At 62.3% G+C, this 12,144-nt stretch carries 11 protein-coding genes; 1 reads left to right on the top strand and 10 read right to left on the bottom strand.

All coding sequences use genetic code 11. The features are described 5' to 3' along the window. The 9 genes from Q4P21_RS14470 to Q4P21_RS14510 form a co-directional block, all read right to left on the bottom strand. On the bottom strand, positions 1-814 hold an 814-nt coding region (locus Q4P21_RS14470), incomplete at its 3' end, for an amidohydrolase family protein (protein WP_303389443.1). Continuing rightward, positions 807-1,964: a glycerate kinase gene (locus Q4P21_RS14475; RefSeq protein WP_303389444.1), complete on the bottom strand. Its 1,158-nt coding sequence runs from the start codon at positions 1,962-1,964 to the stop codon at positions 807-809. The genes Q4P21_RS14475 and Q4P21_RS14470, both read right to left, overlap by 8 nt. Before the next feature lie 9 nt (positions 1,965-1,973). After that, complete coding sequence (gene gcl / locus Q4P21_RS14480; protein ID WP_303389445.1) at positions 1,974-3,752, bottom strand: glyoxylate carboligase; 1,779 nt, start codon at positions 3,750-3,752, stop codon at positions 1,974-1,976. A 145-nt stretch (positions 3,753-3,897) separates the two neighbouring features. Further along, positions 3,898-4,776, bottom strand: a complete 879-nt coding sequence (locus Q4P21_RS14485; protein ID WP_369598906.1) for a 2-hydroxy-3-oxopropionate reductase — start codon at positions 4,774-4,776, stop codon at positions 3,898-3,900. A gap of 45 nt (positions 4,777-4,821) precedes the next feature. Further along, positions 4,822-5,616: a hydroxypyruvate isomerase family protein gene (locus Q4P21_RS14490; protein WP_303389446.1), complete on the bottom strand. Its 795-nt coding sequence runs from the start codon at positions 5,614-5,616 to the stop codon at positions 4,822-4,824. Positions 5,617-5,845: 229 nt separating this feature from the next. Then, positions 5,846-6,658 (bottom strand): bifunctional allantoicase/(S)-ureidoglycine aminohydrolase, encoded by an 813-nt coding sequence (locus Q4P21_RS14495; protein WP_207344588.1) that lies wholly within the window; start codon positions 6,656-6,658, stop codon positions 5,846-5,848. A gap of 12 nt (positions 6,659-6,670) precedes the next feature. Continuing rightward, positions 6,671-7,939, bottom strand: coding sequence for an aldolase (locus Q4P21_RS14500; RefSeq protein WP_303389447.1), 1,269 nt, complete (start codon positions 7,937-7,939; stop codon positions 6,671-6,673). Between the two features lie 2 nt (positions 7,940-7,941). Continuing rightward, entirely contained in the window at positions 7,942-9,549 is a 1,608-nt protein-coding gene (gene aceB, locus Q4P21_RS14505) for a malate synthase A (protein WP_303389448.1), read from the bottom strand. Further along, positions 9,546-10,952: an NAD-dependent malic enzyme gene (locus tag Q4P21_RS14510; protein WP_303389449.1), complete on the bottom strand. Its 1,407-nt coding sequence runs from the start codon at positions 10,950-10,952 to the stop codon at positions 9,546-9,548. The genes aceB and Q4P21_RS14510 overlap by 4 nt, the downstream gene beginning before the upstream one ends. 204 nt (positions 10,953-11,156) lie before the next feature. Between Q4P21_RS14510 and Q4P21_RS14515 the strand changes: the two genes are divergently transcribed. Next, positions 11,157-11,912 (top strand): IclR family transcriptional regulator, encoded by a 756-nt coding sequence (locus Q4P21_RS14515; RefSeq protein WP_303389450.1) that lies wholly within the window; start codon positions 11,157-11,159, stop codon positions 11,910-11,912. Here the strand turns inward: Q4P21_RS14515 and Q4P21_RS14520 are convergent. Beyond that, positions 11,899-12,144, bottom strand: a 246-nt coding sequence (locus Q4P21_RS14520) for an XdhC family protein (RefSeq protein WP_303389451.1), incomplete at its 5' end; no start/stop codon positions are given. The two genes, Q4P21_RS14515 and Q4P21_RS14520, sit on opposite strands and share 14 nt — an antisense overlap.

Here is a 12,144-nt window from a genome sequence, read left to right on the forward strand (position 1 = left end):
TTTCCACGGTCAGCTTGACGCCGTCGCGGCGGGCGCTGGCAATCATGGGCAGGGCATCGGAGGAGCTCAAGTGCAGGATGTGGGCCCTGGCACCGGTCCAGCGGGCGCGCTCAATAACCTCGGCAACGGCCAGGTTCTCGGCTCCGCGGGGGCGCGAGGCCAGGAACTTCTCGTAGTGGTCACCCTGGGCAGTAGGGGCCCGGTCGATGGTGCGTGAGTCTTCGGCGTGGACCAGCATGAGAGCGTCGTAGCTCGTCAGCTCCCGCATGTCCAGTTCCATCTCGTCGGGATCCAGCGGCGGGAATTCGTCCACGCCGGAGTGCAACAGGAAGCACTTGAAGCCGAAGGCGCCGTCGTCGTGCAGCGGGCGCAGATCCTTGGTGTTGCCGGGGATGGCACCGCCCCAGAAGCCAACGTCCACGAACGCCTGGTCGCGCGCTACGCTGCGCTTGAGTTCCAAAGCGTCCACGTTGACGGTCGCCGGGATGCTGTTGAGGGGCATGTCGATGATGGTGGTGACGCCGCCGGCTGCTGCTGCGCGGGTGGCGGAGGCGAAGCCTTCCCAGTCCGTGCGGCCGGGCTCGTTGACGTGCACGTGGCTGTCAACGAGGCCCGGGATGAGCGTCTCGTCGTCTGCCAGTTCAATGACCTCGCGTCCGGCGAGATTGTTGCCCAGGGGTTCAAGGGCTATGGTGACGCCGTTGCGGACGCCCACTTCGCGCGGCACAATGCCGGCGGTGGTCAGTACTCGCTTGCCGCGAATGACCAGGTCATAGATGTCCCCATGTGCTTCATTTCCTGCGGTGTTAGACATAGGAGTTCTCCTCTTCCTTGCCGGTGCTGGCAAGTCGTGTGCCGATCAATGCCCCGATTTGTGTCAAGAGGGCGCCGGCGTTCTTCATGCAAAGGTCTGTATCGGATTCTATATCCGTCAAGGCGTAACTGTGGGCAAAACCGGCTGCAGTCAACGTTTCGGGGCTCAAGGTGGTGCGTCCACACACGGCTACAACAGGTACGCCTGCTGCACGTGCCGCCGTCGCGACACCCATGGGGGCCTTGCCAAAGAGGCTCTGTTCGTCCAAACTGCCTTCGCCCGTAATGACCAGATCGGCGCCGTCAATCCTGGCAGCAAGCCCGGTCAGGCCAAGGATAACGTCGATGCCGGGCCGGCGCATGGCGGATAAAACGGCCAGGGCTGCGTAGCCGGTACCACCAGCCGCGCCGGAGCCGGGTGCGTCAATGGCGTCCACAGCGGCTGTCCCTAGTGCGTTGGCCATGATGCGGAAATACCGCTCAAGGGCATTTTCGAGGTGTTTGACGTGAGCTTCGCTGGCGCCTTTTTGGGGGGCGAAAACTGCCGCCGCGCCATCAGGGCCGAGCAGGGGATTGTCGACGTCGCTGGCCAGGGTGAGTGTTACTCCGCCCAGTCGCGTGTCGAGTCCGGTCAAGTCAATGTTGGTGAGCTTGGCAAGGGCGCCGCCGCCGGGGGGCAGGCGCCGCCCGGACGCGTCCTTGAATTTAACGCCCAACGCTGCGAGCATGCCCGCTCCGCCGTCCGTTGTGGCGCTGCCGCCCACTCCGAGAACAATCTCGGTGCAGCCGTGGTCCAAGGCGGCGGACACCAGTTGGCCAGTGCCAAAGGTGCTCGCCGCCAAGGGGGAAAACGTTCCGTTGGGGAGCACGGCCAGCCCGGAGGCTGCTGCCATCTCAATGACAGCCACCTTGCCGTTGACGGCAAAGTCAGCGGTGATGGGCTGGCCGGTGGGCCCTTGAACGGTGGTGCTGACGCGGGTGAAGCCAGAGGCCACCACAGCGTCTACGGTGCCCTCGCCGCCGTCGGCAACGGGCATGAGGTCAATGTCCAGTCCGGGATGCGCAATGCGCAATCCGGTTTCCAGCCATTGAGCCACCTCCGGTGCCGACAGCGATCCCTTGAACTTGTCAGGGGCGAGGACGATCCGCATGATTCGTCCCTAGTCCTGAAGTGTCAGGATTGCGGTGGGTGCGTCGGCAGCGTATTGGGCAATGTCTTCGATCTCGTTGACGTTGTCCAGCTCGGTGCCCATGGAAATGTTGGTGACGCGCTCCAGGATGGCTTCTACGACAACCGGAACCTTGAACTCTTCCATGAGTCGCTTTGCCTCGGCGAATGCGGCAGCCATGTCCTCGGGGCGCTCAACGCGGATGGCCTTGCAGCCCAAGCCTTCGGCAACCTTGATGTGGTCAACGCCGTAGCCGTTGGTTTCCGGGGAGTTGAGGTTGTCGAACGCCAGCGACACGTGGTAATCCATCTTGAGTCCGCGCTGGGACTGACGGATCAGGCCCAGGTAAGAGTTGTTGACGACTACGTGGATGTACGGCAGGTTGAACTGTGCGCCGACGGCCAGCTCTTCGATCATGAACTGGAAGTCGTAGTCACCCGAGAGCGCGACAACGGTCTGTCCCGGCTTGCCACGGACAACGCCCAGGGCTGCAGGCATGGTCCAGCCCAAGGGGCCGGCCTGTCCGGCGTTGATCCACTGGCGCGGGCCAAAGACGTGCAGCATCTGGGCGCCGGCAATCTGCGACAAACCGATGGTGGAGACGTAGGTGGTGTCCGGGCCGAACGCGGCATTCATTTCTTCGTACACGCGCTGCGGCTTCATGGGCACGTTGTCGAAGTGGGTCTTGCGCTGCAATGAGCCCTTGCGAGCCTGGCAGTCCTTGGACCAGGTGCCGTAGTCCGGCACGCCGAGGTCGGCCTTGCGCTCACGGGCGACTTCGAGCAACACGGTCAGGGCTGCTCCGGCGTCGGAGACGATGCCCAGGTCCGGTGCGAAAACGCGGCCGATCTGGGTGGGCTCGATGTCCACGTGGATGAACTTGCGGCCCTTGGTGTAGGTGTCCAGTCCGCCGGTATGGCGGTTGGCCCAGCGGTTGCCGATGCCGATGACGGTGTCGGACTCCAGGAACGTGGCGTTGCCGTAGCGGTGTGAGGTCTGCAGACCAACCATGCCGGCGCTCAACGGGTGGTCGTCCGCGATGACGCCCCAGCCCATGAGCGTGGAGATGACGGGGATGTTCAGCAGTTCGGCCAGTTCCACCAGTTGCTCGGAGGCGTTGGCGTTGATGACGCCGCCACCGGCGACGATCAGCGGCTTTTCGCCGGCCAGCAGGATGTCCAGGGCTTTTTCGGCCTGCTGGCGCGATGCCGCGGGCTTGCTCGGGACGAGGGGCTCGTAAGCGTCGATGTCGAATTCAATCTCGGCCATCTGCACGTCGATGGGCAGGTCCAAGAGAACCGGGCCGGGACGGCCTGAGCGCATGAGGTAGAAGGCCTTCTGGAAGGCGCCGGGGATCTGGCCGGGCTCCTTGACTGTCATGGACATTTTCGTGACCGGGGCAGCAATGCTCTCAATGTCAATGGCCTGGAAGTCTTCTTTGTGCAGCTTGGCAACAGGTGCCTGACCGGTGATGCACAGCATCGGGATGGAGTCAGCCTGGGCGGCGTACAGCCCGGTGATCATGTCGGTGCCGGCGGGGCCGGACGTTCCGGTGCAAACACCGATGTTACCCTCGGCGGCACGTGAGTAGCCGTCCGCCATGTGGGAGCCACCCTCCATGTGGCGCGCCAGGGTGTGGTTGAAGCCGCCGTGCTGGCGCATGGCCGAGTAGAACGGGTTGATGGCTGCTCCGGGAAGACCAAAGATCTCCGTGGCGCCTTCTTTTTCCAAAATCAAAACGGCTGCGTCTACGCTGCGCATTTTAGCCATGGTTTGCTCCTTCAAAATTTTTGTGCGGTGTGCCCTGGTGGGGCCGGGGGAGTGCTGAACGGGAGGTGGGTTTCCCGCCGTCGGACGTCTCGAGGAGCATCCGACGGCGGGAAGTGTGTGGGGCGTGAACCCCGCAGGGTGTTGCCTACTTGCGGCCGGAGGAGGCCAGTGCCAGCTTGAACAGACCTGAGTGGTCCAGTCCGCCGTCGCCCTGGGCAACCATGGACGTAACGAGCTGGGCAACTGCGCCGCCAAGCGGGACAGCAACGCCGGCTTCGCGGGCTGCTGCGGTGACAATGCCGAGGTCCTTGTTGTGAAGGGCAAGGCGGAAGCCGGGGTCGAAGTTGCGATCGAGCATCTTCTGGCCCTTCTGGTCAAGGACCTTGGAGCCGGCGAGGCCGCCGCCAAGAACCTTCAGTGCGGCGTCGGTGTCCACGCCGTAGGCCTCAAGGAACACGATGGCTTCCGAGAGGGCCTGGATGTTGACGGCCACGATCAGCTGGTTGGCTGCCTTGACAGTCTGGCCTGAGCCGGAGGGACCAACGTGAACGATGGTCTTGCCAACGGCATTCAGGACGTCTGCCGCGTCGGCAAAGTCCTTGGCGTCTCCGCCAACCATGATGGAGAGGACACCGTCAATGGCACCCTGCTCGCCGCCTGAGACGGGAGCGTCCAAGGGGCGGATGCCGGCTGCAACGGCGTCTTCGGAGAGACGCTTGGAGACGTCGGGGCGGATGGAGCTGGCATCAACCCAGATGGTGCCCTTGCGGGCGTTGGCGAAGAGGCCCTCGGGGCCGCTGACAACACCTTCAACGTCGGGGGAGTCCGGAACCATGGTGACGACGACGTCGGCATCCTTCACGGCGTCGGCGATGGACGTGCCGCCCTTGCCGCCGGCTTCGACAAGCTTGTCGATGGCGCCCTGGCTGCGGTTGAAGCCGGTGACCGTGTGGCCGGCCTTGACGAGGTTCACTGCCATGGGCAGTCCCATGATGCCGAGTCCGATTACTGCAACGTTGCTCATATTGATTCCTTTGCGTGAAGTGTAAGGGGTTTGGTGGAGGGAGGTTTAGTTGGAAGGCTGGCGAACGGCCCAGTTGAAGGCCTCCGCTGCGGGAGCCTTGTATTCCAGACCGATGGGGCCGGTGTAGCCCAATTCGCGGCTGCGGGCGATCCACTGGTCGAGCGGGAGCGTGCCGGTGCCGGGGGCGCCGCGGCCCGGGTTGTCGGCGATCTGAATGTGGCCGAAGTCCTTGGCATGGTTTTCAATGACAGCTGCTACGTCGTCGCCGTTGACGGCCAAGTGGTAGAAGTCAGCAAGGAGCTTCACATTGTCGACGCCGGCTGCTTCGGTCATGGCGATGATGGCCATGACATCCGCAGCGGTCTTCAACGGGTAGGCGGGGGTTCCGGAGACGGGTTCCAGCAACACGGTGCCGCCGATGGCTGCAACGCCTTGGGCAGCGGCCACGAGGTTCTTGACACCAAGTTCGTCCTGCTCTTCGGCACTGAACTCTTCCTGACGGTTGCCGTACAGGGCGTTGAAGTGCTTGCAGCCAAGGCGTTCGCCAATGCCTGCCACCACGGCAATGTTGTCCTTGAATTCCGAGCAGCGTCCCTTCCAGGAAACGAGGCCGCGGTCACCGCCGGGCATGTTGCCGGCGTTGAAGTTCAGACCGGTCAGCTGCACGCCTGCATCGGTGATGGCACGCTCAAACGCGGCGACATCGGCGTCGGCCGGGACGGAGGATTCAAAGGGCCACCAGAACTCCACTGCGTCAAAACCAGCGGCCTTGGCTGCGGCCGGGCGTTCGAGCAGGGGAAGCTCTGTCAGGAGGATGGAGCAGTTCACTGTGTACGTCATTGTAGGTCCTTCCAATGGAATTCTAGATTCCAACGTTCTCATATTGTGGAAATAAGTTTCTGCCTTATGAAAAGTTTAGAGATGATTACGGGCAACGTCAAGGCCATGGTGGGATGCGAATCACGAGTGGGTAGGGGTTAGGCACAAAAAAGCGCCCGTTTGTGCTTTTAGCACCCCGTCAGACGGGGGCTAAAAGCACAAACGGGCGCTGGTAGTGCAAATGTGGACCTTACGTCAGTTTGATCTGACGGTTCATGTCCTTGTACAGCAGGTAGCGGAACTCGCCCGGGCCGCCGGCGTAGCACGCCTGCGGGCAGAATGCGCGAAGCCACAGGAAGTCGCCTGCTTCCACTTCGACCCAATCGTCGTTGAGCAGGTACATGGCCTTGCCTTCAAGGACGTACAGGCCGTGTTCCATGACGTGCGTTTCCGGGAACGGGATGACGCCGCCGGGCTGGAACGTAACAATGTTCACCTGCATGTCGTGTGCCAGGTCGGATGAGTCCGTGAACCGGGTGGTCTTCCAGGCACCGTTGGTGTCCGGCATCGCAGTGGGCTCAACTTCATCGTCACTGGTGACAAATGACGTTGCCTCGTAGCCATCAAGACGCTCGTACGCCTTGCGGATCCACTGGAAGGAGACGATGTCATCGGAAACGTTTTCCAGGCCCCAGGCGTCACCGGCTGCGAGGTAGGCGTAGCCGCCTTCCTCCAACTGGTGCAGTTCGCCTTCAAGGGTCAGGTTGACCTTGCCCTTGGTGACGAAGATGACGCCTTCAACGCCGGGCTCGAACTCGGCGCGAGGGGCGCCGCCGCCAGCACCAATCTCAACGATCAGCTGAGAGAAGGTGGTGGCGAAGCCGGAGATCGGGCGTGCCAGGATCCATGAGCGGGTGTTGGAGAAGCCCGGCAGTGAACTGGTCACGATGTCCGTCATGACGCCCTTGGGGATGACCGTGTAGGCCTCCTTGACAATGGCGCGTTCGGTGGTCAGGTGTGTCTGCGGCGGCAGGCCGCCTTGCGGGTAGTAATACTTGCCCATAGCTGAATCCTTTTACTTGGAGACGGAGGCGAGCCGCGGGTGGGCCAGCTTCGTCAGTTGACTTTGGTCAAGGCTCGTCAGGGCCAGCACTTCTTCGGCTCCGGCGGCTCCACAAACGAGGCCACGCAGGATGAAGTTCGCCAAGGCGCGGGCCGTTGCCGGCTCGTCCATGACAGCACCGGGGGTCTGCTGGACGTAGTTGCGCAACCGCACGGCGGCTGCGGGCAGCCCCTGGCGGTAGAACGCGTACGTTGCGCTGAAACGGCTCGGCAACTGGGCAGCGTTCAAGTCCCAGCCCTGGTAGTAGCCGCGTTCCAAGGAACGGCGGACCAAACGGCCGTGCAGTGCCCAGGCGGACTCGGCACCTTCACCAATGGGCATGATGTTGGTTGAGCCGTCGGAAAGGCGGATGCCTGTTCCGGCGACTGCCAGCTGCATGACTTCCTTCGCGAGATCCGCGACGGGGTGTTCCATGGACTGGTACTCGGCTGAGATTTCCAGCGATGCACTGTAGTCGTAGGTGCCATAGTGCAGGCCGCTGATGCGTCCTGGCACTGCGTGGGCCAGCTGTGCCACGGGGGAGGTGCCTTCGTGGCTGAGGATGATCTGTGGGGTTTCCACCTGCACCTCAAAGCGAAGGCGTCCAGCGGGCAGTCCGTGGATTTCCTCCAAACGGCTGACAGCGAAGTCCATGGCCTTGACCTGGTCCACGGTGGTGACCTTGGGAAGGGTCAGGATCAGTCCCTGCGGCAATTCACCGGCCGAGGCCAGTGCCGAGACAAAGAGGTCAAGGGTCCGCACGCCACGGGCCCGTGTGGGGGCCTCGAAGCACTTGAAGCGAATGCCGATGAACGGAGGAGCGTCTCCAGCCTCCACTGCTGCATTGACAGCCTTGCCGGCTGCGACGGCGGCAGCATCTTCTGCCTCGTCGCCACGATCGCCGAAGCCGTCCTCAAAGTCGAGGCGCAGGTCTTCGATGGGTTCGCTTGCCAGCTTGGCAGCCACGCGAGGTGCCACGGCTGCAGCCAGTTCGTCGTCCTGGCCGAGCAGCTTGCCGAGCTTTTCCAGTCCACCATAGGCGTCGATGGCGGCCTGACCCTGCGCGCCCCATTCGGCGGCAAAGGAGGAATTGAACTTGTCTGCCGGTACATAGACCGTGTGGACAGGCTGGCGGCTTCCGTCGTCGCCCGGGTAGTTGCGGTCAAGCAACGTGTCCGTGGCGGCACAGGCGGACTCAATGTGGGCCAGGTCGGCCGCGTTCAGAGACGCTTGTACAGCCATTCCTAGCCCACCAGTTCGTAGGCCGGGATGGTGAGGAAGTCGGTGTAGTCCTCGGAGAGGCAGATGTCACTGATCAGGGCGCTGGCGTCCTTATAGTACTTCGTGAACAGTTCTTCGCCAACTTCGCCGCGCAGCTTCTCGGTTTCCTCGGCAAGGATGCTGGTGACGAGTTCGCGCGTGACCACATTGCCGGTGTCGGCAAGGGTGGTCTTGTTGCGGATCTGCTGCCAGACCTGTGAACGGGAGATTTCCGCGGTGGCGGCATCTTCCATCAAGTTGTGGATGGCCACGGCGCCGTTGCCTGAAATCCAGACGGCGGTGTAGGCGACAGCCACATACAGGTTCAGGCGCAGGCCTGCTTCGGTTGCCTGACCCTGTGCTGAAGGAATGTCCAACAGCTGATCGGCCGTGACGTTGACTTCGGGGCGCTGCTTGTCCAGCTGGTTCGGTTTCCCGCCCAGGATGGTTTCGAAGACTTCCTCGCACACGGGGACCAGGTCCGGGTGTGCAACCCACGAACCGTCAAAGCCGTCGTTGGCTTCGCGGGTCTTGTCATTGCGCACCTTCTCAAACGCTGCTGCCGTTACTTCGGGCTCGCGGCGGTTGGGGATGACTGCAGCCATGCCACCCATGGCAAACGCGCCACGGTGGTGGCAGGTCTTGACCAGGAGCTCGGTGTAGGCACGCATGAAGGGAGCAGTCATGGCAACCTGGGCGCGGTCCGGGAGGGTGAAGTTCTCGCCGGCATCGCGGAAGTACTTGATGATGCTGAAGAGGTAGTCCCAGCGGCCTGCGTTCAACCCTGATGCGTGGTCGCGCAGTTCGTAGAGGATTTCATCCATTTCGAAAGCAGCCGGGATGGTTTCGATCAGCACGGTTGCGCGGATGGTGCCCTGTGGGATGGCCAGGTAGTCCTGGGCAAACACGAAGACGTCATTCCAGAGGCGGGCCTCAAGGTAGCTTTCCATCTTCGGCAGGTAGTAGTACGGTCCCTGGCCCTTGGCGATGAGTGCCTTGGCCGTGTGGAAGAAGAGCAGGCCAAAGTCCACCAGACCACCGGAGGTGGGTGCGCCGTCGACCAGCACGTGGCTTTCGATCAGGTGCCAGCCACGGGGGCGGGCCACCACAACAGCCAAGGGTGCGTCGGTGCGCAGGCGGTATTCCTTGCCCTCGGGGGAGGTGTATTCAAGGGTTCCCTCTGCTGCGTCCTTCAAGTTCAGGACGGCGTCGACAACGTTGGGCCAGGTGGGGGTTGATGCATCTTCAAGGTCGGCGAGCCACACCTTGGCGCCGGAGTTGAGCGCATTGATGGCCATCTTGGCCGGTGAAGCCGGACCGGTCATTTCAACGCGGCGGTCCTGCAGGGGCGCCGGAGCCGGAGCAACCTTCCAATCGCCTTCACGGACGGACTTGGTTTCCGGCAGGAAATCAAGCTTGCCTGTCGCAGCAACTTCTTCGCGCTTCGTGCCGCGGGCGGCCAGCAGCTCCTCGCGGACGGGGTTGAAGCGGCGGTTCAGTTCGGTCACGAAGGCCAGGGCCTCGGGCGTGAGGATTTCTTCTGCACGCGGGATGGGGTTGGGATCGGTGACTGTTGCTATCTGGCTGCTCATGCGTTGGCCCTTTCGGAAAGTGAGGCAGCTGCCGCGTTGGCCACGGCTGCTGCAACGTCGCCGGCCACATGCGGGTCGAAGACGCTGGGAATGATGAAGCTTGCGTTGCGCTCAGAGTCATCGACGCGGTCGGCGATGGCAGTGGCCGCTGCAACAAGCATCTCATCTGTAATGTCCGAAACGCCCGCATCCAGCAAACCGCGGAAGAATCCGGGGAATGCCAGCACGTTGTTGATCTGGTTCGGGAAGTCGCTGCGACCGGTGGCAACCACGGCTGCATACTTCGATGCGATGACCGGATCAACCTCGGGGGTCGGGTTGGCCATGGCGAACACGATCGAATCCTTGGCCATGGAAGCAACCTGCTCCTCGCCGAGGACGTTGGGGCCGCTGACGCCAATGAAGACGTCGGCGCCGGCAACGGCGTCGTGCAGGGTGCCGGTGAAGTTGTCCGGGTTGGTGTTGTTCGCCAACCAGGTGCGGTGAGCGTCCGTGTAGGTCTCGTCGCGGTTCACGGCGCCGCTGCGGCCACAGGCCACAATGTTCTTGGCACCCTGGGCCAGCAGGAGCTGGATGATGGCGTTGCCGGCTGCGCCGACGCCTGCGACGACGATCTTGACGTCTTCGATCTTCTTGTCGACGACCTTCAGTGCGTTGGTCAGTGCGGCAAGGGTGACGATTGCGGTGCCGTGCTGGTCATCGTGGAAGACCGGGATGTCCAGTTCTTCCTTCAGACGACGCTCAATTTCGAAGCAGCGGGGAGCGGCGATATCTTCAAGGTTGATGCCACCGTAAACAGGAGCCATGGCCTTGACGATCATGATGATCTCTTCGGTGTCCTTAGTGTCAAGGCAGACCGGCCAGGCATCAACGTTTGCGAACTGCTTGAACAGGGCGGCCTTGCCTTCCATGACGGGAAGTGCGGCTGCCGGTCCAATGTCGCCCAAGCCCAGAACGGCCGTGCCGTCGGTGACCACGGCGATGGTGTTGCGCTTGATGGTCAGGTTGCGGGCAGCGGCAGGATCATCGTGGATGGCCATGCAGACACGGGCGACGCCGGGGGTGTAGGCGCGTGAGAGATCGTCACGGTTGCGGATGACGAACTTGGAGTTGACCTCGAGCTTGCCGCCCAAGTGCATCAGGAACGTGCGGTCTGAGACGTGCTGGACGTGAACGCCTTCGAGTGCTTCCAGGGCATCTTTGACCCGGTTTGCGTGCTCGTCGTCGGTGGTGTTCGCGGTGATGTCGACGACGATGCTCTCGTGCTGTGATTCAACAACGTCCAACGCGGTGACTGCGGCACCGGCTGAACCGACGGCAGCAGCCAGCTCGCTCGTGACGGTGAAGTTGGACGGAGCGGTCACGCGGAGGGTGATGGAGTTGCCGGGGCTAGGATTCGCCATTGAGATTCCTTGAGGTATGGCCCGTGAGGGCTAGTCGACATTTACGATTGTTCTCGTAGAATGGATATTATTATCTATCTGGTGGAAATTCAAGCCCTGAGCGATGTTTGAAGACGCTGAAGCTGAATAAGGTATGTTGTCAATTGGAAGATTCATACCACCATGCGGAATGATTAGTGACTTTGAACTAGTAGGAGACTCACCATGGCAGCTAAAGCAACGGGCGGCGTCCAGTCCGTGGAGCGTGTCTTCGAACTGCTCGAACTCATCACCGAAGCTGGCGGCAATGTAACCCTCAGTGAGCTCTCCGCCTCCACCGAGCTGCCGCTGCCCACCATTCACAGGCTCCTGCGCACCCTTGTCTCGCTTGGCTACATTCGTCAGCTCCCCAGCCGGCGCTACGCTCTGGGCCCGCGGTTGATCCGGTTGGGTGAAGGTGCCACGAAGCAGCTTGGCGCCATGGCCATGCCGCAGCTGGAGTCTTTGGTCCAGCAATTGGGTGAAACAGCCAACATGGCCGTCCTGGACACGGACATGGTCATTTACATTGCCCAGGTCCCCTCCCCGCACGCCATGCGCATGTTTACCGAAGTGGGTCGCCGGGCCCACACCCACGACACCGGTGTCGGCAAGGCGCTGCTGGCCCAACTGGACGACGACACAGTGCGTCGCATTGTGGCTCGGCAAGGCATGCCCACGCCCACCAGTAAAAGCCACAAGACCGTGGAAAGTCTGCTGGCCGACCTCGCCCAGATCCGCGAACGTGGATACTCGATTGACGAGGAGGAGCAGGAACTTGGCGTGCGTTGCTTCGCCATGGCTGTTCCGAACGCGCCCACGCCGACGGCAATCTCCGTCTCCGGTCCCGTCCAGCGCGTTGACGAGCGTTTTGCCAACCGCGCCATCCCGCTGCTGCACAAGGCCGCCCAAGTGATCTCCACGGGGCTCAACAGAAACTAGCCGGACCTTTCTGAAGGACGCGCATCAGGTCGGCGGCGACACTGATGGCGATCACGGCAGGGTGTTTCCCGGTGATGTCGGGGATTCCGATGGGGCATTGAATACGCTCGAGCAAGGCTTCTGAATGCCCTTCGGCTGCGAGTTTCATCCGAAACCTGGCCCATTTTGCGGTGGATCCGATGACCCCGATGCTCCCGAACCCTTCGCGTCGCAGAGCCGCGTCGCAGAGGAT

The organism is Arthrobacter sp. (assembly GCF_030540645.1).
Taxonomy (GTDB): Bacteria; Actinomycetota; Actinomycetes; order Actinomycetales; family Micrococcaceae; genus Specibacter.